This is a genomic window from Wolbachia endosymbiont (group B) of Dolichovespula media (assembly GCF_947179505.1).
GTDB lineage: Bacteria > Pseudomonadota > Alphaproteobacteria > Rickettsiales > Anaplasmataceae > Wolbachia.
In genome coordinates, this window is the sequence record NZ_CAMXBR010000002.1 from 131,705 (window position 1) to 158,354 (window position 26,650).

Annotated in this window: 27 protein-coding genes; 14 read left to right on the plus strand and 13 right to left on the minus strand. The window is 34.1% G+C overall.

The window, feature by feature from the left end; all coding sequences use genetic code 11:
* Positions 1-48: 48 nt before the first annotated feature.
* Positions 49-3,123, minus strand: coding sequence for an efflux RND transporter permease subunit (locus OM967_RS01720; RefSeq protein WP_264337478.1), 3,075 nt, complete (start codon positions 3,121-3,123; stop codon positions 49-51).
* A 161-nt stretch (positions 3,124-3,284) separates the two neighbouring features.
* Between OM967_RS01720 and OM967_RS01725 the strand changes: the two genes are divergently transcribed.
* The gene (locus OM967_RS01725; RefSeq protein WP_211908173.1) at positions 3,285-3,935 is read left to right on the plus strand and encodes a hypothetical protein; all 651 of its coding nucleotides are present in this window, start codon (positions 3,285-3,287) and stop codon (positions 3,933-3,935) included.
* Positions 3,936-3,938: 3 nt separating this feature from the next.
* Here OM967_RS01725 and OM967_RS01730 read toward each other — a convergent pair whose 3' ends face one another.
* Entirely contained in the window at positions 3,939-4,676 is a 738-nt protein-coding gene (locus tag OM967_RS01730) for a type I glutamate--ammonia ligase (protein WP_211908175.1), read from the minus strand.
* Between the two features lie 327 nt (positions 4,677-5,003).
* Between OM967_RS01730 and dnaA the strand changes: the two genes are divergently transcribed.
* Positions 5,004-6,386, plus strand: coding sequence for a chromosomal replication initiator protein DnaA (gene dnaA, locus OM967_RS01735; RefSeq protein ID WP_250119943.1), 1,383 nt, complete (start codon positions 5,004-5,006; stop codon positions 6,384-6,386).
* Between the two features lie 157 nt (positions 6,387-6,543).
* A complete protein-coding gene (secF, locus tag OM967_RS01740; RefSeq protein ID WP_211908179.1) occupies positions 6,544-7,419 on the plus strand; it encodes a protein translocase subunit SecF in 876 nt (291 codons plus the stop codon).
* A gap of 5 nt (positions 7,420-7,424) precedes the next feature.
* Here the strand turns inward: secF and OM967_RS01745 are convergent, their stop codons facing one another.
* The gene (locus tag OM967_RS01745) at positions 7,425-7,949 is read right to left on the minus strand and encodes a TIGR02281 family clan AA aspartic protease (RefSeq protein WP_010401102.1); all 525 of its coding nucleotides are present in this window, start codon (positions 7,947-7,949) and stop codon (positions 7,425-7,427) included.
* Positions 7,950-8,061: 112 nt separating this feature from the next.
* Here OM967_RS01745 and yidC point away from each other — a divergent pair, with 112 nt between their 5' ends.
* The 3 genes from yidC to nusB are packed head-to-tail and all read left to right on the plus strand — an operon-like array spanning position 8,062 to position 10,659.
* On the plus strand, positions 8,062-9,771 hold the full coding sequence (yidC, locus tag OM967_RS01750; RefSeq protein ID WP_250119942.1) for a membrane protein insertase YidC: 1,710 nt from the start codon (positions 8,062-8,064) through the stop codon (positions 9,769-9,771).
* Entirely contained in the window at positions 9,749-10,177 is a 429-nt protein-coding gene (locus OM967_RS01755) for a 6,7-dimethyl-8-ribityllumazine synthase (RefSeq protein WP_211908182.1), read from the plus strand. Before yidC ends, OM967_RS01755 begins: the two co-directional genes overlap by 23 nt.
* The gene (gene nusB / locus OM967_RS01760) at positions 10,177-10,659 is read left to right on the plus strand and encodes a transcription antitermination factor NusB (protein WP_264337481.1); all 483 of its coding nucleotides are present in this window, start codon (positions 10,177-10,179) and stop codon (positions 10,657-10,659) included. The genes OM967_RS01755 and nusB overlap by 1 nt, the downstream gene beginning before the upstream one ends.
* 373 nt (positions 10,660-11,032) lie before the next feature.
* Here nusB and OM967_RS01765 read toward each other — a convergent pair whose 3' ends face one another.
* The gene (locus OM967_RS01765; protein ID WP_246433190.1) at positions 11,033-11,425 is read right to left on the minus strand and encodes a hypothetical protein; all 393 of its coding nucleotides are present in this window, start codon (positions 11,423-11,425) and stop codon (positions 11,033-11,035) included.
* 10 nt (positions 11,426-11,435) lie between these two features.
* Here OM967_RS01765 and OM967_RS01770 point away from each other — a divergent pair, with 10 nt between their 5' ends.
* Positions 11,436-11,672 (plus strand): hypothetical protein, encoded by a 237-nt coding sequence (locus OM967_RS01770; RefSeq protein ID WP_264337482.1) that lies wholly within the window; start codon positions 11,436-11,438, stop codon positions 11,670-11,672.
* A 102-nt stretch (positions 11,673-11,774) separates the two neighbouring features.
* Here the strand turns inward: OM967_RS01770 and dut are convergent, their stop codons facing one another.
* Positions 11,775-12,236: a dUTP diphosphatase gene (dut, locus tag OM967_RS01775; RefSeq protein ID WP_211908186.1), complete on the minus strand. Its 462-nt coding sequence runs from the start codon at positions 12,234-12,236 to the stop codon at positions 11,775-11,777.
* A 694-nt stretch (positions 12,237-12,930) separates the two neighbouring features.
* On the opposite strand from dut, the gene OM967_RS01780 reads away from it, so the two are divergent.
* From OM967_RS01780 to OM967_RS01800, 5 genes are all read left to right on the plus strand, one after another.
* Positions 12,931-13,224: a hypothetical protein gene (locus tag OM967_RS01780; protein WP_063631247.1), complete on the plus strand. Its 294-nt coding sequence runs from the start codon at positions 12,931-12,933 to the stop codon at positions 13,222-13,224.
* 102 nt (positions 13,225-13,326) lie between these two features.
* Entirely contained in the window at positions 13,327-13,857 is a 531-nt protein-coding gene (locus tag OM967_RS01785) for a head-tail connector protein (RefSeq protein WP_250119939.1), read from the plus strand.
* A gap of 307 nt (positions 13,858-14,164) precedes the next feature.
* The gene (locus OM967_RS01790) at positions 14,165-14,566 is read left to right on the plus strand and encodes a DUF3168 domain-containing protein (protein ID WP_250120432.1); all 402 of its coding nucleotides are present in this window, start codon (positions 14,165-14,167) and stop codon (positions 14,564-14,566) included.
* Complete coding sequence (locus OM967_RS01795) at positions 14,541-14,930, plus strand: phage tail tube protein (RefSeq protein WP_211908190.1); 390 nt, start codon at positions 14,541-14,543, stop codon at positions 14,928-14,930. The genes OM967_RS01790 and OM967_RS01795 overlap by 26 nt, the downstream gene beginning before the upstream one ends.
* A 58-nt stretch (positions 14,931-14,988) precedes the next feature.
* Positions 14,989-15,723, plus strand: coding sequence for a hypothetical protein (locus tag OM967_RS01800; RefSeq protein ID WP_264337483.1), 735 nt, complete (start codon positions 14,989-14,991; stop codon positions 15,721-15,723).
* Positions 15,724-15,775: 52 nt separating this feature from the next.
* On the opposite strand, the gene OM967_RS01805 is transcribed toward OM967_RS01800, so the two are convergent.
* From OM967_RS01805 to OM967_RS01815, 3 genes are read right to left on the minus strand one after another with little or no spacing between them, the layout of a single operon-like run.
* Positions 15,776-16,150, minus strand: a complete 375-nt coding sequence (locus OM967_RS01805; RefSeq protein WP_007302804.1) for a holo-[acyl-carrier-protein] synthase — start codon at positions 16,148-16,150, stop codon at positions 15,776-15,778.
* The gene (gene proS / locus OM967_RS01810) at positions 16,147-17,406 is read right to left on the minus strand and encodes a proline--tRNA ligase (RefSeq protein ID WP_250119936.1); all 1,260 of its coding nucleotides are present in this window, start codon (positions 17,404-17,406) and stop codon (positions 16,147-16,149) included. The genes OM967_RS01805 and proS overlap by 4 nt, the downstream gene beginning before the upstream one ends.
* 55 nt (positions 17,407-17,461) lie before the next feature.
* A complete protein-coding gene (locus OM967_RS01815) occupies positions 17,462-19,270 on the minus strand; it encodes a hypothetical protein (RefSeq protein ID WP_264337484.1) in 1,809 nt (602 codons plus the stop codon).
* Between the two features lie 328 nt (positions 19,271-19,598).
* Between OM967_RS01815 and OM967_RS01820 the strand changes: the two genes are divergently transcribed.
* The gene (locus OM967_RS01820) at positions 19,599-20,093 is read left to right on the plus strand and encodes a hypothetical protein (protein WP_211908196.1); all 495 of its coding nucleotides are present in this window, start codon (positions 19,599-19,601) and stop codon (positions 20,091-20,093) included.
* A 27-nt stretch (positions 20,094-20,120) separates the two neighbouring features.
* Positions 20,121-21,296: a 1-deoxy-D-xylulose-5-phosphate reductoisomerase gene (dxr, locus tag OM967_RS01825; protein WP_211908198.1), complete on the plus strand. Its 1,176-nt coding sequence runs from the start codon at positions 20,121-20,123 to the stop codon at positions 21,294-21,296.
* A 158-nt stretch (positions 21,297-21,454) separates the two neighbouring features.
* Here the strand turns inward: dxr and OM967_RS01830 are convergent, their stop codons facing one another.
* The 5 genes from OM967_RS01830 to OM967_RS01850 form a co-directional block, all read right to left on the minus strand.
* The gene (locus OM967_RS01830) at positions 21,455-22,348 is read right to left on the minus strand and encodes an ankyrin repeat domain-containing protein (protein ID WP_211908200.1); all 894 of its coding nucleotides are present in this window, start codon (positions 22,346-22,348) and stop codon (positions 21,455-21,457) included.
* A gap of 68 nt (positions 22,349-22,416) precedes the next feature.
* A complete protein-coding gene (gene pstB / locus OM967_RS01835) occupies positions 22,417-23,175 on the minus strand; it encodes a phosphate ABC transporter ATP-binding protein PstB (RefSeq protein WP_010401422.1) in 759 nt (252 codons plus the stop codon).
* Entirely contained in the window at positions 23,172-23,966 is a 795-nt protein-coding gene (dapB, locus tag OM967_RS01840; protein ID WP_264337485.1) for a 4-hydroxy-tetrahydrodipicolinate reductase, read from the minus strand. The genes pstB and dapB overlap by 4 nt, the downstream gene beginning before the upstream one ends.
* 227 nt (positions 23,967-24,193) lie before the next feature.
* Positions 24,194-24,688: a hypothetical protein gene (locus OM967_RS01845; protein ID WP_264337486.1), complete on the minus strand. Its 495-nt coding sequence runs from the start codon at positions 24,686-24,688 to the stop codon at positions 24,194-24,196.
* Positions 24,689-24,881: 193 nt separating this feature from the next.
* Positions 24,882-26,051 carry a phage major capsid protein gene (locus tag OM967_RS01850; protein ID WP_264337487.1) on the minus strand — a complete coding sequence of 390 codons (1,170 nt, stop codon included), beginning with the start codon at positions 26,049-26,051 and terminating at the stop codon, positions 24,882-24,884.
* Positions 26,052-26,650: the final 599 nt, after the last annotated feature.

Below are 26,650 nucleotides of genomic sequence, written 5' to 3' on the forward strand. Positions count from 1 at the left end.
AACAGGTAAAGAACGCTATCTTAAATGTTAAATGATTGCTAATTTAAGTCAAGTTTTTTCATGTCTTTGTATGATAAGCAATGCCGGAGTAAAGAATAAAGTTAAGACCGTTGCAGCCAATATTCCACTTGCTATGGTTGCTGAAATATCAACCCACCACTGGCTTGATGGAGCATCATATGTGATTTGTAGCGTAAAAAAACTGATATTTAACCTAGTAATCATCGGTATTAAACCAAGAACTGTAGTTGCAACGGTAAGTAGTATTGGCCTGATGCGAGAAATTGAAGCGTTTATTATACATTGCTTAATGTTATTTTTGCGCACCTTAATTTGCTGATGAAAGGCATCAAGCAATAGTATATTATTATTCACTATAATTCCTGCTAAAGCAATTATCCCCACTCCACACATGACAACTACAAAAACTTTCTGAATAAGAAAGAAAATGAAAAATACACATGTTGTTGATAAAAACACTGCTGTCATTACGATAAATGTATAGTATATGTTGTTAAACTGTGCCACTAGCACCAATATCATCAATGTAATTGCTAATATAAAAGCCTTTAATAAAAATGCTCCTGATTTTTGTTGATCTTCCTTGTCACCTTTGAAATCAATCTTTACTCCTTTACTACAGTCTTGAGTAATCGAATTTTGAATGAACTTAACTCTTTCATCAACAAGATAGCCAGTATCAACGTCAGCAGAGATTGTTACTGTGCGTGATCCATCAATCCTACTTAGTTTGTTTGCCTTTTTTTCGGGAACGTATTTCACTATGCTACTCATAGAATATGGTCCATTTGCTGTATTGATAAAAAGGTTATCTATAGTTTTCATGTTGCGATTCTTTCTGGGAAAGCGTAGTACAATATCAATTTCTTCATCTGCGTTATTTGGTTTATATTTTCCAATTAATACTCCATTTGTAACCATCTTTATAAAATCACCGATGGTTGCAACACTTACTCCAGAGCTTGTAGCCTTACTCTTATCAATACTCATATTCCACTCTATTTCAGGTGCTGATCTACTATCTTGAATATTTATAAATCCAGATGAAGGTTGGTCCATAATTTTTAGGATTTTCTCTGCTACTGAATTCAAGTTGGATGCACTTCCGCTTAAGTTAATTTGTATTGGCTTGTCAGCTGATGGTCCTGACTTTTGTTCCTGTACATCAATTATTACTCCTTTTATGTTTTGTACACTACTCCTTATATCATTTAGTATTTGCTTAGCTTTGCGCCTGCAGCGCCAATCTACAAGTTCCAATTGAATTTTGGCAATAACGTTGTCTGAAAATTTTCCTGATCGAGCATAAAAAACATAAATTTCTTTTTTAACACCCAAAATACGTTCTTCTACTTTCTTAAGTATCAAATCTCGTTCTTTGGCTGATAAGCTTTCTTTTACTTTAACGCTGATTAAAATGTTATCTGAATCTACATTCGGAAAGAACTTTAATCCAGGACCAAAAGTAAAATATAATATACTAGACAAAAATAAAACAAATACAACAACACATACAAATTTTTTGGGGTGATCTAAGACTTTCTCTAACATACGTACATAAGTTCTTATTATAAGCCCAGTATTTTTTACCTCACCACTTTCTATAGCACTCATTCTTATTATTTCTTTTTTTGAAGTTATTGAAGGTTCACCAAATATTGCACCAAGTGTTGGTATAAAAACCAAAGCCATAATTAGCGATCCAGTTAAAGTTAGAATTATTGTAATTGGTATGTACTGCATAAATTTACCGACTGTATCGGGCCAGAGTAACAGAGGGAAAAACACTGCTAATTTAGTTAATGTTGATGATAAAACTGGATAGAACATATCATGAACTGAGGTGCAAAAGGCTTCTACTTTATCCATCCCACAAATCATCTTTCTATCAGCATATTCGCTGATTACAATTGCATCATCAACCAGCATCCCAACTGCCATAATTAGACTGAAGAGCACAACTATATTTAGAGTAATACCCATTAGGTAAAGAGCCATTATTCCTATGAGAAAGGAGCCAGGTATTGATAGTGCAACAAGAATAGCAGCCCTTTTTCCCATAAAGAGCATTATTATGGTTAGTATTAGTAATACGGCAAATATTATACCATTTTCCAAGTCTTCAAGCACATCACGTACATTTTTTGACTGGTCATTCAAATAAACTACTTTTAAATTTTCAGGTAATTGATCTTTTGCTTTGTCCATTAAGTATTTTACTTGATTTACCGTGTCTATTATGTTTTTTCCATTACGTTTTGAAATTTCTAGTACAATGCTAGGTAGTCCATTAATACGAGCAAATCCTTGGTGATCTTCAAACCCAAAGTATACTTTTGCTATATCTTTGATTCTCAAAACTGCATCACTTTGAGATCTAATAGGAATATTCATAATATCTTCTATGTCTTTTAATAACCCTGATATTTTAATCGAATATTTACCGGTATCGTTTTCTAGTGATCCAGCTCCTACCAATCTGTTGTTGTTTGATATAGCTTGAAATATCTCATTTGATTGAATGTTATATTTTGTTAGAACTGTGGGCTCAATTATAACTTCCACTGTTTCTTTACGCATACCTGCCACTTCAACTTTAAGAACATTTGGCAGAGATTCTATTTCTTTCTTTAGTTTGAGTGCTATTTCAGTTAAAGCTCTTTCCGGCAAATTACCAATCAAGCCAACGTTTAGTATCGGAAATAAGCTCAAGTTTATTTCATTGATTATCGGAGATTCTGCTTCAATAGGTAATTTTGATTTTATGTTTAAAAGCTTTGAACGGACGTTATCAAGTACTTCTTTGTTATCATATTCTGTACCAAACTTAATTATCATGTGAGCACCGTCATTAGTTGCAAGTGCCTTTAGCTCTCTCACGCCCTCAATGAACCTTAGTTCATTTTCTATTGGAATAGCTAATAACTTTTCACTATCCTCGACAGAAATACCAGGAAACCCAACAAATACGCTAATTATAGGAATCTGTATATCAGGATTGCTTTCTCTTGGCATCTTTATATAAGTGTATGAGCCGAAGGTAAAAATCACGATAAGCAATAATATTACTGTTCTATTCCTCTCTACAAGTAAGCTTTTCATGCCAAACATTATACGTATTTATATCATATTATAGCTAAGATAAATTATATATTAATTAATCCTTATATGTCTTTATGTAAATGATTAAAATTTTTACAGTTTTGCAAGCGTAAAAAAATTTCTATATAATATGACTTTAGTATGGTATTTGAGAGATTATTATGGTAGCAGTTTTAAGTGTGACAGAAGGCAAGAATAAAATGATCGTATCTGGGTTGGTTGGTGTTTCATCAACTTTAGTATTTTTGACAGTGATTCACATTGCTGCAAAGATAGCCATTATAGTTACTGCTGCTGCAGTTACTTACGCATTACTTTCATTGCTTAATAAAGCAAGACCTAAGTCTGTTAAAACTGATGATATGTCAGAAGATGAAGGGTATAGCAGTGTTGATGAAGGTGAAGAAAAAGATACCGTAAAAGAACCAAAAAGAACTGAAACTGAGCTAGAAGAAGAATTAAAAAATAAAAGAGCAGAAGAAGAAATGAAAAATGGACTACCTAAACATATGGATTTCAAAGGTAATTCACTTTCTAAAAGTGCTGATACTACAGATAGTCATTTCGTTTCTAGTGCTACAAATATTGTTATGGAACCTTTACCTAAACACATGGATGCACTTGGTAATCCACTTCCTGAGCAGCCACCGAGCAACCTTACCAATATAGGGCTTGGATCATCTAAAAGTACGCAGAAACTATCTGCTGCAGACTTGCTATTACAGTATGGGAATGTAAATAATGATGTGAGGAAAGTGCTAGAATGGCCAATTACCTCAAAGGAGTTTAATGGGTTAGGGTTTAACAGGTAGTTGCTATATCAAACTCTCCATCTTATATTGAGGATCAGATGCAATGCCATACACTCTATTTGGCGGAGCAATTTTGTTCTCTATACCAAAAACTATACCTTCAATTATTGCTGTGAGTACTTTTTCAAGGTTACAATCTGCTCCAGGAACACGGTGCTCTAGGCGGCATCTTTTGGAATCGTTGCCAAAATAGGGAATTCTTATCGCAGCAGTTCTGTTATTCACTCCCCAACTAATCGTAGTTGGAGTATGAATATCTGGGTACTGAAATCTTAAATATGAATCATCATTTGGAGCAAAAAATAGCATATGTTTTTTCATCATTGCACATAATCCACCTATGCTGTGAATCAGGTGGTCACTATATTTTTGCTTATTGCCATAAAATAAGTTATGATTATTTGAATCCATGAGGCTAACATGTACATTTAGTGCGCTGCCTGCTCTATCCAAATAAGGTTTTGCTTTAAAAGAAACATTACCCCCAAGTTTTTGTCCTACTTCAGTAAGTAATTGTTTTGCCAACTCAAAATGCATAATTAAATTATCAGAGCTCGTATAACAGTCACTTTTTATCTCATATTGGTTTAAAGAACTCTCTTTCTCACAAAAAAATCCAAGAGAAGCTATTTTATTTTTGATGCTATTCAGAAATAAATATTCTTTTTTTATTCCCTCAGTGTAAAACTCCAGTTCAATACCGAATACAGTATTATGACTCAAATTACTTAATATAATCACAAATTTACTTCAATAAATTTATACTAAATCAGCTATATTTATACAAGTACTTTACTTATTTATCAGTAAATTTAATATCTTATTTATACATAATATATTACTATTTTTTTAATAACATACTTCTAATCCTCGGTACAAGCGACATTTACAAATTGATTGTTTTTATTTCAAAAAAATGATCAATTTTAGTGCTTTTATACTCTTTACAACTCGTCAAAAAATCCTCATAATTTTAGGTATGTATTAAGTAGTGTTAGCTTTTTATCTTACAGTAAGCTATTGATTATCTTGCATCTTTCTGATTATTGTTCTTTCTTGGTGTGGTATATGAACTTAACTAACCCTAAGGTTTCTACTATGTTTTTTGATCAGATTATTACAGTAACGGACCACAATGTTACTTGGGAAAAAATCCAAAATTATCTCCATAATCTCTATGGAGAAGCAACATATAACAGCTGGCTGAGTTCACTAAGATTTATCAGCAACAGAAATGGAGAAGTTTTGTTGTCTGTGCCAACAAGATTTATAAAGGAGTGGATTACAGTTCACTACATGGAAAAAATATTATCATTATGGCAAAGCGAAGATCAAAGTGTATGTTCTATTGATATTCAATTAATTGAAGAAAGAAATTCAAATTCTAATACGATACTAAAAAATAGAGAGGAAAATAATCATAATCTTGGTTCACCACTAGATACCAGATTCACTTTTGATAATTTTGTGGTAGGAAAGTCAAATGAGTTAGCATTTACAGCGGCAAAGCGTGTAGCGGAATCTATAGATCCAATATCAGGAAGCAACCCTTTATTTCTATATGGTGGAGTGGGACTTGGTAAAACACATTTAATGCATGCTATAGCTTGGTACATAGTCAATTCTCCGTCAGCAAAAAGAAAAGTGGTATATTTATCAGCAGAGAAATTTATGTATCAATATATTACGGCGCTGCGGAGCAAAGATATTATGTTATTTAAAGAGCAATTTAGATCAGTAGATGTATTGATGGTAGATGATGTGCAATTTATCAGTGGTAAAGATAGTACACAAGAAGAATTTTTTCACACTTTCAATGCATTGATAGACCAAAATAAACAATTGGTTATATCAGCTGATAGGTCTCCTAGTGATCTTGATGGAGTAGAAGAAAGAATAAAATCGCGACTTGGTTGGGGATTAGTTGCAGATATTAATGAAACAACTTTTGAATTAAGACTTGGTATATTGCAGGCGAAAGTGGAACGAATGAATATGTATGTTCCAAAGGATGTCCTAGAATTTTTGGCAAGGAATATAAAATCCAATATAAGAGAACTAGAAGGAGCATTAAATAAGGTTGCTCATACCTCTTTAATTGGAAGAAGCATGACAGTAGAATCAGCTAGTGAGACCCTAATTGATCTTCTTAGGTCAAATCATAGGTCAATTACAATAGAAGAAATACAGAGAAAAATAGCTGAATTTTTCAATATAAAGGTTGCAGATATGCAATCTAATAGAAGGCTTCGCAGTCTTGCGAGGCCGAGACAAATAGCTATGTATTTCGCAAAGAAGTTTACGCAAAAAAGTTTACCAGATATTGGAAGAAATTTTGGTGGTAGAGATCATGCTACTGTTATACACGCAGTCAAACAAGTGGAAAATTTCATAAGAACTGACCCAAAATTTGCTGATGAAATCAATCGATTAAAAAAGATGTTTAAGTAGCACTTTATTAATGACAACCAGGCTGTTTTCATTTTTTTGATCAAATATCTTTTTCAAGTAGATTAAGTAAATCAAAGATCATTATTAGTATAAGCTAAGAGAAAATAGCTAGTCGATTGCTTAAAAAGTATATAAAATCACAATTTAAGTAGGAACTATGGCAATTAGACTTATTCCAGATAATCTTGATATAAGATTTAGTAAATATAGAAATTTGACAGCACTTGTTAGCGTTATTCTTATCATTTTTTCAATGCTTACTTTTATGCTGCGTGGAATGAATTTGGGTATAGACTTTACAGGTGGAATTTTGATAGAGATAAAATCTTCAAGCAAGGATGATGCTATTCTCGGTATATTAAAAGAGAGTGGATTTACGATACAGAGTTCAAAAGCTGGTGATAACTTAGTTGTGCGGTTTAAAGATGAGGGAGATGAAGATAAAATTAAAAAGGTTAAAAGTATATTAGAGAGCAAATTAGGTAATTTAGTAACTTATCGCAAAATAGATTATGTTGGTCCACAAATAGGCTCAACGCAGATATTTGAAGGGATATCAGCCATGTTAATTGCAATTATTGGAATATTTTTTTATGTTTGGCTTAGATTTAACTGGCAGTGTGGACTTGGTGGAATAATGGCACTGATCCATGATGTGATTTTAACTCTTGGCTTTATCAGTTTAACGAGTATTGAGTTTAATATTTCATCAGTTGCAGCTCTCCTTACCGTAATTGGCTACTCAATCAATAACTCAGTGGTTATATATGATCGGATTCGAGAGTATCAAAAAAGTGGAAAAAATGCAAAAATAGGTGAAGTAGTTGATGCCAGCATTAATTCGACGCTATTTCGCACTATGTTAACTTCAGGTACTACTCTTCTTGCCGCTCTTCCTTTAGTGCTGATTTGTACAGGTGTGGTCAGAGACTTCTGCTTAATCATTTCTTTTGGCATTGCAATCGGCACCTGTTCCGCAATATTTATCTCTGCTCCTATATTGACCTGCAGAGCGTTGATAAGTAGAGTATAGAACGTTTAACTACGATATAATATTAGCTTGTTATCCCTAATAGTGAAATGAAAATATCTCAAAAAGCTCATACCAAGTAATGAATGGGACATAGAGTGAGTATTAACACTAGCGTGCACATCATTAATTAAAAAATTTCCTATTTTAACTTGAGGTATTTGAACCACTCCAGCTTTTATTTGACCTTTTGCAGTTTCATATATTTTAAAGTCTTGAATGTTTTGTAAGTTAATACCAGCATGTAACGCATCTTTTTGCGATAGAACAATATCAGTTGCTCCGGTATCAAGCAAAAACGTTATATTACGATCATTGACTTGAGCTTGAATATAAAAGTGTCCATCGTATGACTTTGTAAATTCAATACTTCCGCCATTTTGAACCCTTCCTTTGTACGGTAGAAAAGTGCTCAGAAACCTATTGCTTAGTTTATCCCCTTGTGAATCAATAAACATTGCAGTAATGACTATTATCAGTAGCCAAATAACTAGATTTTTTGCTGCATTCATATTATTAAAATTTGAAGCCATAAGAGTAAATTTTTAAGATTAGCGTTAAAAGCTATTATTAAAAATAAGTAAATTTATTGTTTTAGTACAATATTTAATATATACTTTAAGGAGGTATGTTCGATTTAATTTCATGTCAGAAGCAAAAAATTTAATTTTAGCAACAATTCTTTCTATATTAATTATAGTATTATGGCATATTATTTATGATAATTTTCTTAACACGAGCCAAAGCCAACCATCGATTGAAAATATTGAACATATCGAATCTTCTAACGACCTTGCTCCTATGATATACCAAAATCGTTCTGAAATTATTAATTCTACTAGAGAACAGAGAGTTAATTTAACCAATAACATGCTTGAAGGATCAATTTCTCTGAAAGGTGCAAGGTTTGATGACTTAATCCTAACTAACTACCACTTAGAACCGAGTTCTTCTTCTCCACAAGTGGTGTTACTGTCACCTGCAGAATCAAAAGATGTATATTTCGCAGAATTTGGGTGGCTCGATCCGAATGAAAAGATTAAAGTTCCAGATTCTAAAACAGTATGGCAAGCAGATAAACTCAATCAAAAAGAGGTCAATTTATTTTGGGATAATGAAAATGGCATTTTATTTAGAATGAAAATTAGCCTTGACGATAACTACATGTTTAAAGTTGAGCAAATTATTGAAAACAATACAAAAGATAATGTAGTTTTGGTTCCCTATGGTAAAATCAATCGTAAACGTGATAATATTAACGAATCCTATTGGATATCACATGAAGGAGTACTAGGTGCATTTAACAATAAGCTAGAGGAGTGGACATATAAGGATATTTCTAAGAAGCGTTTAATAAAGGCAAGCACGAGTGGAAAAAATTGGTTTGGTTTTGCTGATAAATACTGGCTTACAGCCATCATACCTGAGAAATCAGATAAAATAAATGTGAGCATTAAACACACGAATGTTAATAACATTGATAAGTTTCAAGCAGATTTTGTTAGACCTTACACACACATACTCCCTGGTACAAGTGCTTCTACTCTGAACTACTTTTTTGCTGGGGCAAAGAAATTGAATTTACTTGATTCTTATAAAGACACTCTCAATATACCTTTGTTTGATAAGGCTGTAGATTTTGGTGTTCTTTATTTTATAACCAAGCCGGTGTTTTTACTGCTTGAATATTTTAACTTTGTTTTGAAAAATTTTGGCTTAGCAATATTATTGCTAACTTTAGTAATCAAACTTTTGATGCTTCCCTTATCTAATAGATCATATATTTCGATGTTCAAGGTGAAAAGCCTGCAGCCTGAATTAACTCGTATAAAAGAGTTGTACAAAAATGACAGCTTAAAGCAGCACAAAGAGACAATTGCGTTGTTCAAGAGAAACAATGTAAATCCAATGTCGAGCATTTTCCCTATGCTCATACAAATACCAGTATTTTTTGCTCTGTATAAAGTATTATTTGTTACTATAGAGATGAGACACGCCCCTTTTTATTTATGGATTAAGGATCTTTCAGCTTCTGATCCAACAAACATTTTTACATTATTTGGGTTGTTTAATTATAACTTTCCTATTTCTATAGGCATTTTACCTATAATTTTCGGCGCTACCATGATAATTCAGCAGAAGCTAAGTGAGAAAGATCAAACCAGTAAAGATGATATTCAAGTAAATGTTATGAAGTTTTTACCTTACATTTCTGTCTTTATTTTTTCTTCTTTTCCTGCCGGCCTGGTAATATATTGGATATTTAGTAATATTATAACTCTGGTTCAACAATCATTAATAAAGTTGCTTTTAACAAGAAAAGTGGGGATGAATGTCGAAAATACTAATAGTTAATTCAATTTACCACACTGAAATAGCGAACCTTTTGCTTGAAGGTGCAGTTGATAGATTAAAAGAAAGTCATGCAAGCTATGACATAATTGAAGTTCCTGGTGCATTTGAGATACCAGCTACAATTCTCTTTGCAGTAAAAAGCAAGAATGCTAATTATGACGGTTATTTAGCTCTTGGGTGCGTGATTCGCGGTGAAACTGATCATTATAAATACGTTTGTAAAGGAGTAATCGAAGGCTTAAATGAAGTTATTATGCATTATGCAATACCCCTTGGTATGGGCGTAATTACCGCTGGCAGCAAAGATAAAGCACTAATTAGAGCTGACAAAAATAAAAAGAACGTTGGTGGCCATGCAGCCTCAACTGTTTTGCATATGATAGATCTACACAATAAATTAAAATAATGGAGGGAAAACCAGTAGATAAAAAGTGGCGCATAAAAAGAAGTACGGCAAGATTTCTTGCTGTACAAATTGCTTATTCAAATATTTTTGTAAGTTACAACAAAAGCACTTTTAAATTGGAAAATTGTGAGCTTAAGGACTACATAAGGACGTTGAAAGATATATTTGAATGTGAAGAATTTGAACATCAGTTCTTAGAAAACTTGTTATGTAAGGTTATAAAAAGCAGTGAAGAATATGATAAAATAATAGAGTCTTATTTACACCCAAGCTGGTCACTTTCACGATTAAATCTTATAAGCTTATCTATTTTGCGTATTGCAGTATGTGAGTTAATTGATTTTGATACACCAGCACCAATTGTTATTAATGAATATACTAACATTGCATCTGATTTACTTGATGCTCCAAACAAAATTGGCTTTATTAATGGGTTGTTAGATAAGGTAAAGGATGCAGTCAGACTAAATAAAAATCCTTAGTAACTTCTCGTAAGGTATTCGTTCAGTAGGGTGGCAAAATAAGATAGAAAAGACAGCTATAGAAATAAATGGTGTTATCCAATATGATGGCAGTGCTCTTTTTTCTGTCATCCCAGTGCTTGACACTGGGATCGAGATTGCAAGTAATGCATTCGGTTTGGTAAGTATGGATTTTGCGTTATAGAATGAAACACTTTTGGTAAATTTATCAAGAAAACTGGATCCCAGTGTCAAGCACTGGGATGATACCACTTTTGCTTCGATATTTACACATTAGTCATACATCTGAACGGATACTTTGAGACAGCTTCTATAATAAGCTTAAATAACTAACACTAAAAAATGAAGGGCAGGCTTATTTAGTCTACCCCTTTTATACTTGTCTGGATAATGATCTTTCTTTCTCTTGTTGCTCAATTTCTGGTGATCTAATAATTGAGCTTGGCACAAGTTTAATGATGAGTTCTTTAGGACCATTTTCTTCAACGCCTAAACCTAACGTTTCTAACTTTTTTCTATATTCATCTATTAATTCATACTCACCTTGATCATTTTTTCTTCCTAATGAATTTATCTTTAATAATCCATCATTGTTATCCATTTCCTTACTTGTAGCAGTAATGTAGTAACTGTTACTTTCTAAGCTAAAATATATAAGATACTCATCGGAGATAACACTGCCATCTTGATTCTTATTTTGGTTGTGTTTTTTGATATACTCAAAATCTTCATTTTTTACTTTCACAAATAGATCTTTTTTATTCATTATAATAACAATGTTCAGAGTTTTAGGCTCAGATATTTTATTGTTTTTGATGATGGAATATATTGCTAAACTAACCAATGCAACGGCAACAGTTGCAAGTAGACTCATTCCAAGTGGTGTAGCTACAAAAACTGCAAGTGGCGCTAAAATCGAAGTTGAAGACACCCAATATGGAGCTGAAAGTGTTGTTACTGCACCTATGACGCATAGAGAAGTAAGTGCTGCAAGTGCAATGTTTGTTTTGTGACGGTGTTTTTTTTAAATTGACATAATTTCCTCTTAAAATAAGTTAATAATATATTAATATTATATATCAAAAAATCAATACAGTCAACTTACATATAATGAACTACCTACCGCTTGAGCCAAAGCCCCCTTCATTGCGGACGGTTTCTTCTGTGCAGAATTCTTCTCTGTCATCCCAAATTACCTGAGATACAGGAGTGATGAGGATTTGTGCGATTCTCTCTCCTCTTTTTATTTCATATGGCTGATTACTTAGATTGATTAGGCAAACTTTAACTTCACCTCGATAATCGGAGTCTATAGTGCCCGGAGAATTTAAGACAGTGATTCCATGTTTTGCAGCAAGCCCAGAACGTGGGCGAACTTGTCCTTCAAAACCGTTTGGTATTGCAATCACAATGCCAGTTGGAATAAGTAACCTTTCAAGTGGATTTAAAATAATAGAGTCGTCCAATGCAGCATAAAGATCCATACCAGCACTCTGCATAGTTGCATAACAGGGAAGAGGCAGGCTTTCGCCATGTGATAACTTTTTTATTTCTACTTTAATTTTATCTCTTTGCATTTTTATTCACTAGTTATGAAAATTTGATTGTAGCATGTAAATTGTACCTGTAAAAGGTAAGAAAACTACTTGACAAATCTTTCAGCTTCCTTACTATAAAATTGAAAGTGTTTTATTACCTTCAATCTGTTCAGATTAAACGACAAAAGTATTATACAGTTGGCGTCTTATAAATCTTTCCGCTATGTGCACTTTATGTCTTCACAATAATTTCTACCTAATATAAGCTGAAACGGGCTTATAAAACGTTTAAAACAGTACGTTTGTATAGAGGGTGTCATTTTCCAGCGCGTGACGCTGGTTCCTGGATCTCAGTGTCTGGGCACTGGGATGAGAAAAAAGGGGCTACTTGAATGACACCTTATGTTCCAGCACGTGACACATAATTGTACGAACATTCATTTTTGAAGACAGCAAATGGTCAGTGCCCAGACACTGGCATCCAGAAATTTTATTAGGTTGGTAAGCACAAAAGTAGTTGCTTTATGCTAAAACACAACGGTTGAAAGACTCGATTCCAGCGTCACGCGCTGGAATGACATCAAAGGGGCTACTTGAATGACATACTTGAATTTACGCTATAAAGTGAACCGGTTTGGTGTGCTGCTGTTGTTTGCAGTATTGTAGTGCTAATTTTTTACTTCGGTAGTCTTTTTATTGATTATAATTATAAGAATAGTTGAGGCCAATTAATATGAAAACTTTTACGAAAAATTTTAAAGGTAAGGAAAGAAAGCTAGAAGAGTTCAATGAGAAAGTTGAAGACATATCAGCTGTAGCTCAAGATAAGTTTGCACATGAACTTGAAAATATCGCATATGAAAGTGTGCAGAAATTTCGCAGTCTACTTGCTAAAGAAATAAACTCCACTTTCAATAATATTCATTCTCAGAATGTCAATCTACTAAAATCTGGCTTAGTAAACTTGATCAATAAAAAAGGAGAAACAGCGTTAATACGTTCTCTTCTCAATATACTTGTACGATAGAGTTGCTGTTGCAATTTAATATTAAGTGATAACTAAAATAAGTAAGATTTTTTATGGATAAGTCTTACTTATTTTAGCTATATATAGAAAAGGAGGGTTGTTATGTCAACAAGACTAAAGTATCCAATCATAAATATACAACGTAAGTCTAAGCCTAAATCTTTTCCAGTAACTTTAGGAGAGGTTAAATCTTTTTTACGAATTGAAAATGATCAAGATGATAAGTTGATTTCAAGTTTTATTTTTATGGCAACTGATTATGCTCAGTGGCATATGGAAAAGTCTCTAGTAAAGCAAACGTGGCAAGTTTCATATGAAGGTTATATACCTCGTAGAATCTATTTAAGCTATGGTCCTGTGAATAAAATAATATTGGCTACTGATAAGAATAGAAAACTTAGTTATTATTTTAGTGATATAGGAAGCTATATTGAATTTTTCAATTATTTGAGCATAATAAGAGCTGATGTTGTATATGAAGCTGGTTATGATAGTGTTCCTGAGCAAATAAAGCTAGGTATTATACAGCATGTTTCTGCTCTCTATAAAAATCGTGAATCAGAAGTAAGTAGCCATTTATCTGAAGTGAAGAAGGTGTATTCTCCATTTCGCGAACCAAAGGTTGTTTTGTAGTTCCTGTTTGTCATTCAATAGCAGATACAACAGATGGTGTCATCCGAGTATCCCCTTCGATGTCATCCCAGTGCTCAGACACTGGGATCCAGTTTTTTCATGATCATCAAAACGTTGTATTTTAAAATAAAACGGCTACTTTTATGCTTACCAACTTAATAAAATTCCTGGATCCCAGTGCTTGACACTGGGATGACAAGAAAGAGCTACTGGAATGACATCATTATAAAGTGAACCAGTTTCTGGGCATGTGATGACACCATCTGTTGTACCTACAAATTGCAATGTTCTTAGCCGTATCTGTGAGATGGAAAAAATTCAAATTATAAATGAGTTGTATAATAGTATTTATGCAGAATTAAAAGCAAACTCTGATTTAAAGAAATATGTTACTAACATCTATGATTACCTGCCTAAGCAGGTTACTATTCCTTATCTGAGATTGCGCATAGTAAATTATGTTAACCTGCATATGCTATCTAATTTTGCTACAAAAGTAAGATTTTCATGCGACATATATACTTATCATATAAGCAGCATGCTTGCTGCTATAAAGCATATTAGCTTGGTGGTAAAGAGCATTAGTAGTGAGACCATTTTGGAAAGTAATTGTGCTATAAATCAGCATGATGAAGTTTTACATTCAACAATTAATTTTGATATTTTAATACAAGGAGGTAGCGATGAGCAAATTACAGCTGAAAATTAAAGGTCATGACAATAATTTTGTTGTGCTGAATAATATACGAAACTTAAGGTTTACTTTGCGTAATAACAAAGAGGAGATGAAAGAGATTTCCTCTTTTGGCTGGAGAAAAGTGCTTGATTGTGCTGGAAGTAGAAAGATTACAATAAAAATTAATGGCATTTTAAATTCAGTATTGGCTGATGAATTATTGCGTAATTCTGCAATGTTAAACTCTAATAATGATTATGAGATTAGTTTTAATGCTAAGGAGAAGATAAAACTCAGGTGTTCGGTTGAATTGTATGAGAGATATTATGATCCTGCCACTTTTGACAGCTTCACTGTAGTTTTAGCCAGTGCTGAAGTTGTGAACACTTTTCATTAGTGTTAATTTAATTTTTTCATATACAATAATAATAAGTGGGAATAAACTAAAAAAAATTATGAACGATGAGGATCTTTTCGAAGAAGGCGATGATAATGTTGAAGAGAATAGCGATGACAGAAGAGAAAGGAATTTGAAGAATGAAAATCAGCTCGAAGAGCAATTTAAAGAGTATTTAAAACCTTTCGAGGATATTTTAAGTCAAATTGATGAAGGAGTTGATAATTTAGATAGTTACGAAAGGACTATGCAAGTAAAGCGAAGTATAGATAGGCTCATAGAAACCTTATATAGCCAAGCAGCATCTGAGGATATTGATGTAGAACTTGAAACCACAAAACACACTCGCGATAAATCAGAGTCCAAGAAAAGAGTTCTGGAAAAGAGAAAGAAACAACTGATGGAAGAGATCTTAAGTTTTCAACAACAAAAGGAGCTAATGAATAGTAGGGAAAAACATGAAGTAGCAAGTGATGAAGATGTTCAGAAGGCAAAAGCACGAGTGAAGTCTTCAATTAGGGGGGTGTTGTTTTCAGTTATTGCTCATAGAATGGATCCAAGAAGGAGGGCAGGGGAAACTGCTGATGACAATGAAAAGCAAGCTCGTATGTACGGTAGAGAAGCAGTTGGTGGAGTTTTAGGTGGACTGTTCAAGGCGTTTTTAACTACAGTTACTGCCGTTGTACGCGAAATTGCTAAACCACTTCAACATATGAATACACAAGAGACGTCTTTTGCAAAACAAGTTGAAGAAAGCAGAAACCAGGATTCACAGAAAGGTCGATCTGTGTAGGTCAAAGTATAATTTCAAAAAAATTTTTGAAATCGTATGTACTAAACAATATCTACTCAACGCAAATTACAACAAACGCAGTAGCATAATCTTGATCATCACTTAGAGAAAGGTGTATCTTGTAGTCTTTCGAGATGAAATCCTTTGTGATAGCAAGATGTGGTTTTCCCCTGATATTACTGTATATTTCTATATCTTTCATTATAATTCCCTGGCTGAATCCAGTGCCTAGCGCTTTAACAAAAGCTTCCTTTGCAGCAAAGCGTTTAGCAAAATATTTTGCTCTTACTTCTTGGCTATTATATTTTTTGCTTATCTCTATCTCCTTCTTAGTATAGACTTTATTGAGAAATTTTTCCCCGTATTTTTGTGATATTCTCAATATTCTGGGTATATATACTATGTCAGTGCCAATACCGTATATCATTTTGTGCTAAAGCGATTTATTGCTTCTTCAACTTGTATTTCCTCTACCTCGCCAGTTGCCCTATTTTTTACTTCAACTATATTTGAAGTTACTGCTTTCTTTCCAATAATTATTTGCCACGGCAAGCCTATCAGATCCATTCTGGCAAATTTCACTCCTACACTTTCGTCCGTATCATCATAAAGCACTTCATCGCTTTTCAAAGCTTTGTATATTTTATCTGCAGCCTCCGTTACTTTCGTTTGTAAATTGATCAAACCAACTTTAAAAGGAGCTACTGCCTCTGGCCAGATAATTCCTTTATCATCATGGAAAGCTTCTATTATTGCGCCAACAAGCCTTGAAACTCCAATACCATATGAACCCATATGCATATTAACATTTTTTCCATCTTGAGAAGTAACACTTGCCTTCATAGGCTTTGAATATTTGTCGCCAAAATAAAAAATATGCCCTATTTCAATACCTTTACTAACATTTAACTGTTCTTGCGGTATAGGACAAATTTTAGGATCATGCATATCGTCTGCAACTGCATATATGCTCTTCAGACTTTCAATATCTTCACTCTCTAGTAGTTCAGAAAATTTATTGTCATAATATAAAGTGCTTTCACCAGTGTTTGCCAATATATGAAACTCGTGGCTCAAATTTCCTCCAATTGGCCCCGTATCAGCTCGAACTCCAATTGGAGTAAGTCCCATGCGTTTGAAGATTTTTATGTAAGTTGTATACATCAAATTATATGAATTCAGTGCACCTTCGTAATCTACATCAAAACTGTATGCATCCTTCATCAGAAATTCCCTGCCTCTCATAACGCCATAACGAGGTCTTACTTCGTCACGAAACTTCCACTGAATTTGATATAAACAAAGTGGTAAATCTTTGTAACTTTTTACCGTATTTCTAATCAAATCAGTTACCACCTCCTCATGTGTTGGACCAAAAAGCATATTGCTCCCATGCCTATCCTTAATGCGCAGCATTTCTTTGCCGTAATCATCGTAACGTCCTGACTCTCGCCAAAGACTTGCTGGCTGCACACAAGGCATCAACACTTCAATCGCACCAATTTCATCTCTGATAATATTTTCAATATTTTTAAGTACCAAAAGACCAAGCGGCAGCCAAGAATAAATGCCGGATGCTGTCTGCTTGATTAAGCCTGCACGTAATAAATATTGATGAGAAATAATCTCAGCACCAGCAGGGGTTTCTTTTAAAGTTGGCAGGTAATATTGAGATAAGCGCATTTGATAAATCTGATTGTACTAAGTAATCTTAATACAATCAGACCTGTAGGTAAACTTATTTTAAGAAGGGTGCACTACTGCTCTTACCTCGATCTATGACACTTTGAACTTGAAATGGTTTTGCTTTTCCACCATAATTTTGATCAACCAAAGAAAATGGTTTTTGCACCTCACTATTCACTGAGTCAACATTATTTGCTTGTGCTGCAGGAGAAGCTTCATATTTCGTTTTTGAATTAACAGGCTTAGGCGATACCGGTGGCTTCTCTGCCTTTAGTGTAGAACGTGGTGGAGTTGTGGATTTAGGTTTTACATTATCATCAGATTCATGACCACTGTCAGGACTCTCGCTTCTTTTGTTACTGTCTGATTGCGGGGTTGGAGACTCATCTTCCCACTCACTATCGGGTGTACGATTTTGATCATCATCTTCGTCATCACTTTTGCTATCTGAGGATTTAGTTCCTTCTCCTAGAAGAGGAGAATTCTTCATTGTGTCCCATGCATTCTTCATAAGATCTCCACCTCCGTTATTACTTGGCTTTTTAGCAGCTTCAGGCTGATCGACAACTTTTGTCAACTTAACACCCTGCTTTATCTGTGCAAGCATAGCATTTTTAGCATCCGATTGATTAGCGTTATTACTAACTTCAGCACCAGGCTTATCAGAACCATTGGTCTTTTTCAATGAATTAATTCCATCTGGAGCTGAAGGAGGAGATGGTGGTGAAACAGCACCTTGTGGCAATGGAGGAGGTGGCGGAGGTAGTAGTGGTACAATGGGTATTCCAGACATTACTGGAAATGATGGTGTAGGAGTATTGCTATGTTCAAGTTCTTTTGCTTTCTGTAAACTACTATCTTGTGATTGATTTTGACATACTTCGTTGTTTTGCTGTTGTACGTTGTCCTCTTCATCAATTGCTTTCCTTCGTTCTTTTAACACTTTGAACAACTCAGAGGGTATGGATTTATTAGTAGTATTATTCTTTAGAGTAAGTGGTGTCGGTGCACTGGGTGTTCCAAGCGTTACTGGAAGTGATAATGAAAACCTCCACTTTCTTGTTGCTTGCCACCTCCTGGATGTATAAGTATTGCTGTGTTCAAGTCCCTTTGCTTTCTGTAAATCTTGTGATTGTTTTCTACCAGGATCAACTCCTTTCTCGCTGTTTATTGCAGAAAGGTGTGAATTGATAAGATATGCAGCTAAGCTCAACATAACCGATGCAGAAACAAAAGCAATAACTGTGAAAAGTACTGGATCACTTAGTGTTACTGAAATCGAAAGATATGTATATATAACAGCTGTAACACTAGATATACATAGCAACAAAGTAGCAATTGAATATTTTAAGGCAGCTGTCTTACTTATTCCAACTAAAGTATTAATCAAAATGGGAGTATCGATTTTTTGTTCTGTTGCAAGTTGAATAGAATTCTCAAATAGCCCTTTTTCTGATTGAGTACTATTGTTAGTTCCTGAATTACTGGAAGGTTTGTTACTATTACAATTATCTTGTTGAGAACTAAAAACTCTAGGAAATACATTCTTGGGAGTTGAGCTTCTATTTTTCTCACTCTGTCTAATATTGCTTCCTTTATCTGCAGTTTCGCCATTCGCATTATGTTCTTTTTGTTTTTTCCGGAATAGTTTACTATTTGTAGGATTTACAGTTGGTTGTTGAACAGGACTCTTAGATTGATCTCTTCTTGGCTTATTGCCACTGCTGCTTTTTTCTGCAATAACACTAGGAGATTTTCCATCTTTATCGTTATGCTTACAAGTGTTTTTCCAACCCGGAGGTGGGGAAGGTGGTGGTGGCGGTGCAGGTATTTTATTATTAGATAAATCATTAGTAAGCATTTCTCTTCCTTATTATTAATATAGTACTAATAATAACTAAATTATTAGTACTTGTCAATAATTTTTGAGTAAGTTAACATTAAGATAATAAAATAAAAAGGAAAGAGAGAGGAGCAGTCTTCTAAGAAGAAATAGAAGCTGTTTTAAACCTCAAGGACCTTCCTTCATCACTTTGTTACTACAGCACATCATCGATGTTTTGGTATAGAGTAATCAGAATCATAAAAATAGCTTAGTGTTAGCTATTTTTATGATAACCTCTCTTAAACAATTGATATTTTACAGTGTTTTTGGTAAAATAATAGCTTAAGGCTTAGAATAAAAGTTTATGAGTGAAGCACAAGGTCCAAATATTGCAGAATGGCAGGCACAGCAGCAACACCAGGAAGCCGCTAGTGAGAAAAGTGGTTTCGGTCTTGGTCATAGTGACTCTGTTGCAACAATTGTGGATGGAATGAAGTGGATGTTCAACTTTCATGAAGGAGCAATTGCTGCTTATAATAATGTATTCGAAGGTTTGGTAAGTGGTAGCAGTCTAGTAACGTTATTTGGGAAATCAGGTAATATGTTTGGCATAAAATTTCTTGAAAGTCTTGCTGAATATTTTTCAGGTGGTGGTGGAGAAGATATGCCATCAGAAGGAATGGGTATGGACTACGGTGATGAGGGGCATCATCCGGATGATTATCCCCACTCTAACAATGAAATAGCTCAAAGTGCCGATAGTTTGCATGATATGCATGATGCAGGTGATCATCATGGCCAATCTTTTTCACCTGGTCCTTCACCATCTGTTGGTGATGATCATGAGCTTGGTTACTAAATAACTAAGAAGATTTTATTGTAATTAGTGAAAAAAGTTTCAGTTTTAGGATCAACAGGAAGCATTGGAAAAAAGACTGTAGATTTGCTCTTAAAGAGAAAGGAAGAATATCAGGTGGAAGCACTAAGTGCCAATTCTAACTTTGCTCTGCTAGCACAACAGGCAAATCTACTTAATGCAAAATATGCTGCCATTTCTGATGAAAGGTTCTACAAAGATTTAAAAGAAGATCTACTTGGTACAAACGTCAAAGTAGAAGTTGGTGCTCCAGGTCTAGCAAATGTTGCTTCTCTACCCGTTGATCTCTCAGTTATTGCAATAGTTGGCATCGCAGGCCTTGAGCCAGTTATAAAGGTTATAGAAAGCGGTACTAAAGTTATTGCCCTAGCAAATAAAGAAAGCATTGTTTGTGGTGGCAAGTTACTGCTTGAAAAAGCTAAAGAAAGGAGCGTACAAATAATTCCCATCGACTCTGAACACAACGCAATTTTTCAAGTTTTGCAAAATGATGATAAATGTGTAGAAAAGATTATACTCACTGCCTCTGGTGGACCATTTTTAAATTATAGCCTTGAACAATTAAGAAATATCACAGTAAATCAGGCACTAAGTCACCCTACTTGGAAAATGGGAAAGAAAATCTCAGTTGATAGTGCAACAATGATGAATAAAGCACTAGAAATAATAGAAGCACATCATTTGTTTAATATTAGTCCAAATAGAATTGAAGCAGTAGTGCACCCTGAATCGATAGTACATGGAATTGTCGTTTATCACGATGGATTCAGCTTTGCTGTGCTTGCAGAAACTGATATGGAAATTCCCATTGCATATGCTTTATCTTGGCCAGAAAGATCAACTTTAAATCATAAATTAGATTTAACAAAGCAAGGAAAATTGACCTTTCAAGAACCAGACCACAAATGTTTTTCTTCACTAAAGCTAAGCATGGAAGTGTTAAATTCTTCTTCTCCACATACAAATAGTATTGTTTTGAACGCTGCAAATGAGATAGCTGTTAATGAATTCTTGAAATCACGAATTGGCTTTTTAGAAGTAGTAGAGGTAGTAAAATCAACAATAGAAAACTTTGACAAGTACTCTGATATTAACTCACTATCTGACATAATAAGTGTCGATTTTGAAAGCCGTATTATTGCCAATGAAATTATAAAAAGTAAAGGTATCTGTTCAGCAGAGTGATAAAATAAGGTAGATGAGAAAAGACAACTAAATGGTCAAGTAGCCCCATTTCATACTCCTGTCATCCGAGTAGCTGACACTGGGATCCAGAAAAATTTACAAGTAAACTGAGCTTATGCTAAATTCAATGAGATTAAATGAAAAACTTGATTCCAGCATCAAGTGCTGGAATGATACCTTACCTGAACAGATACATCACTAGCACGTTCGTTCACAATAACTTGAGAGAAACTTACATCATTAATAACTGTATTTACTCTATACAGATAACCGCATCCTATTGCAAGAAAAAGCAACGAAGTTGCAACAAGCGGAGTTGGGTTATCAACTGCGAAACATATACCAGCAGCAAGTACTCCAGATAACAAAAAAGCACAAGCATAATTAATTTGTTTCCTTTTTTGAGCAACTTCTTCTACCTTTATGAACTCTGGTTCTATTATTTCCTTAACATGTTCTGCAATACAATTTCTTGGACTTTTGTTTTCATAGTTTTTAATATTAGGTTTGATATTTGGATGTGTAAGTAATATTTCTATCATGTTTACATTTCCCAACTTGCAAGCAATGTGTAGAGCTGTATTTTTTTCCTTCTTGCCGGTCTTAATTTCCTCCTCTGCACGAGCATAATTTTGAGGTATAAATCCTTCATTAACAGGTTGTAAATTGTCAAGGTATACACAACCCCTTATACCCTTATCTACTACTTCTCTCCCCTCAAATTCGTACACTGGATAACCATCATGTTCCTTTGGTTTTTTCTTAATAACAGCTTGCTTGCTTTTAATATTTAAATCGATTTTTTTATGTTCTACAAGCAACTTAGCCATAAGCTCTAAATATTGATGTTCCTCGTTATTACTAGTAACAAAAGCTGAAGCAATGCACATCAAAGGTGTCATCCCATCCTCAAAAGCGTTAACATTCGCTCCTTCTTTCAATGCTTGTTGAAAATGATTCCAAGCTTCCTCAGGTTTTATTCTTTCACCACTAGCATTTTGAAATTCAATAGCTTTAAACAACTTTTTTGTTGCTTCACTTGTACTAAACATTTTAACCCCCTATCACAACAAACTTGATAAAATTATACATAGAAAAAATTAAAATATCAACTATTAAGCTAATGATCCAGAATATACTCCTTCGTTAAAGGAGACTGAGCATTTTCAAAGATTTCTTGAGTACTTCCGAATTCAACAATCTTGCCATTGCAAAAGAAAACTATGCTGTCAGATAATTTTTTAGCTTGCTTCATCGAATGAGTTACCATAATTATGGTGAACCTCAATTTCAATTCTTGTATAAGATTTTCGATTGCATTGGTTGCCATTGGATCAAGAGCAGAGCATGGTTCATCCATTAATAAAATAGTTGGCTTTACTGCAATTGCACGAGCAATGCATAATCTTTGTTGCTGGCCACCAGATAAATTTAGTGCACTATCTTGCAATCTATCTTTCAACTCTTCCCATAAACCAACCTTAGTTAAACTACTTTCTACTATTTCATCTAATTTTTGCTTATTTTTTACCATGCCATGCAATTTAGGCCCATAAGCAACATTATCATATATTGATTTTGGAAAAGGGTTGGGTTTTTGAAATACCATACCAACTTTTGCTCTGAGCAATACAACATCCATATCACGTGAATATATATTACCCAGCCCATCGATTACCAGTTCACCAGTCGCTCTACATCCAGGTACGTAATCATTCATACGATTAAAACAACGCAAAAATGTCGATTTACCGCACCCAGAAGGTCCGATAAAAGTTGTGACTTTCTTTTTGCAAATATTCAAATTTATATCGAATAAAACTTGTTTAGAGCCATACCAAAGATTTAAATTTTTAACGAAAGCATATTTATCGCTCATACTAAATCCTGCATTGAATAAAGTCCTGGTATTTCCTGTTTATTCTCGCACAACCATATTGCTGCCTGAACCGCCCCTCTAGCAAACGTTGTACGATTAATTGCCTTGTGATTTAATTCTATTCGTTCATCGGAATTGACAAACATGACACTGTGATCTCCTATTACTCCACCTCCACGAGATACTGCAAAGCCTATTCCCCCTTTCCCTCTTATATTTGAATTATTATGTGAATATTGATTGAGCTCAAAATCCACTTTTGCAGCGTTAGCAACTGCTTTACCAAACTCTATAGCTGTTCCAGATGGTGAATCCTTTTTTAAATTGTGATGCATTTCCCAAATTTCAACGTCATACTCATTACCTAAAAGCTTGGCAGCTTCTTTTACCAATTTCAGCAACACATTAACTCCTATACTCATATTTGCTGACCATAATATTGGAACTTTAGCAGCATATTCTTTTAAATTTAGACCTTCTATTCCAGTTGTGCCACTAACTAGCGGTTTTTTAAATTTCACGGCCGCCTTAAGGCAGTCTAGCATAAATTCTTTTGTTGTAAAATCTATTACAACATCGGACGACTCAAATACCTCACTAATAGAACTTGTAATTTTGATTCCTAAATTGCAATTATTTCCTACAATAGGCCCAATATCTAAGCCTATATACTCACTGCCCAAGCGAGCAACAGCACCTGCTACTTCCACTTTGGTATTTGTAATTAATTCATTGAGTATTTTCTTACCCATTCTGCCTAAGCAGCCTATTACTCCAACTTTGATTTTCATAAAGCTTTTTCCACTATGTTAGGCTTTTTTTGAAGCTTTGTCATCTTTATAAGCTTAGCATATTTAGCCTTACACTGATAAAACTATAGCTATACATCGATGAATCTATTGAAAATTGATACGAGGAAGATACAAATTGTAATTAGTCAATTTTCTCCTATGGAGAAAACTTATAAAGAAAAAAAGAGCACCAAAGGAGGTGCTCTTTTGTGAAGAAAAGATACTCTTTAGAAAGTTGGTATAATAAGTTTTGACTTCATAAGTTGTTCTCTAGATAGATTATCTAGCAACTTACTAGGTTTACCAGCTTCTGAGCTTAGTACCTTGCTATCACTTGCAGGCACTTTAGATGTAGAACTTACAACTTCAGGTTTCTGAGATATTTTCTCTATAATACTAACTTCACGATTACTATTTAAACCCAACATCTTTTTCATTCCTTCTAACTCACAAGACGAAGTTTTACCATCGTCTACCGAGTTCACTATAAAGGATACAAAATTATTGTTCACGGCAACAAGTTCGCTGTAAGTAATTTTGAATATATCTTTGTCACGTTTGACACATACACGATATTTTGATGGATCTTCATAATTAATATTTCTCCAATCCAGAGATTCTAGTATGTCCTTGTCCCTTATATGGATTACTAACCGCTTACTATTATCTTCTACAATAGCAAAAGAAAAATTGGCTTTACCATTTATTAGTTTCGTCATCACATCTTTTCTCGTTAGAATCTTTTGATCCGATTGACCAGACCACAAGTTTTTAATGCTGTTCCAGACTGATGCAATTCTTCCTGCAATCCACTTAAAAAACTCTTTTATTTTTTTAACATATTTTACTCCTTAAATTAATAATAATTTAATTATTACATAAAAAGTATAATATGTCAATTATTTCATAAAAATTTTAGTACTTGCTCGCAATTTTCAACAATTTAATAGCACTGGTGTTGACAACCTCCCCGCCAACACGCTTAGTGACAAAAAATCTAACATAAGGTTTGTTTGTATAAGGGTCTCTAAGTATTCTCATTCCTCTGTTATCTACGATCTTATAAGCTTGTTTGAAATCCGCTACTGCAATCATTGTAGGTGGCATATCAGCAGATTGATATACTGGTATTCCCATTAAAGTATCTGGTGTTTCAAGCGATAAACTCGGCTGCCAAAGATACTGACCTGTTTCAGATTTTAGTAGCCTCACGTCCTTTAACGTACTCCTGTTCATCAAAAATGATGCATTTTTAGAGTAATGTTCATTTAGAGAGTAGTACAATATCATTATGGCGTCGCTGTCTAGCTTATCAGCTTTAATTTGCTCTATCTTATTATGACCATTTCCATTTTCGTAAGTTAAAATTCCTTTAGGCTGAAAAGTGCCATCACCTTTAATAAAGGCTTCATTCTCCTTCTTACTGAAAGTTTCGGTAACCTTTTCTACAAGCCAATTTTCAACATTGACAAATGCATCATCGAGCAATTTTTGTGATATTTGCGGCTGAGCATAGAGCTCATAAGTTGTGATGGAAATCTTTTGAATTTTAGGTGTACTTGTGTCTTGTGCAAAATCATACTTGGATTTATAGCCACCATCTTCGTCGTCTACTACTTCACCACTCCAACCTGCACCAGCACGGTCACAATCTTCTATAATATAATCCAGCGTTTCAGTAGAGATTCTTTGATTGGAACATATCTGCCGCATTGGAGATGAATCAGTTACACGCTTGTTTATGCGTTTTACAATATGAGGAGTAACTAAATACCCTCCAATATCATTGTCATCTCCACTTAGGGTTTTATGTGATAACCTGTTTTCCATTCCTTTGCGAATATAATCAGAAAAATATTTATCACCTGTATTAAAATCTGTGCTAATCTCTGGGCGTTGAGCTGAGGTTTCAATAAAATCTAAGCGCTCTTTGCAATTATCAATATTACTATTTATCTTGCATAGCTGCTCGATCGTTGCAGGTCCTTTGCTTTCGATTTCTTTTAGTTTGCGATCATTTATTAATTTAAATTGCTCCCATGATGAAGCGAGTTCATTACGGTGAGCGATATCAGTAAGTGACATAATAGCCTCCTTTAAAAATAAAATTAGAATAGTATTGTAATTTGAAGGTAATCTTTAATCTCAGTACCTTTTTGTTATCATGTAAACTGCATTCAGAAAAAAGACCGGTGAATGGCAGCTTATTATAACTCAAACGCTTGTTTACAATATGGATCCCAGTGCTGGGATGGCGCCCTCATGGTAAACAACGTTCATACAACTGTATACGTATAATGCTCGCGCCTGCCATTCACTGGTCTTTTTTCTGGATTTTAGCATTGGCTTCATGGTAGATACAAATGAACGTAAGCTACTTGGTAGTGAGAAAAAAATAATAATGATTACTTGTTGAAGTAAAAAAAGGTAGTGTAGTATTACACCACGGTAAATATTATACTTAATTGTTAGCACTATACAGCATCCATTTTTTTGTGTTAAGCATTTTTTTTCGCTGCGTATCTGTTCAGAAGAATGTGCAAATAAAGTACGTAGCTGTACAAATTTGCTAAAACAATAAATGGTATCCTTTAATTATCCTCTTTTTATCATTTCAGTCACAGCTGTACGAACATTGTTGCAATTTGCATAGTAAACAGCGTCAAGCACTGCCTTTGTGTTCG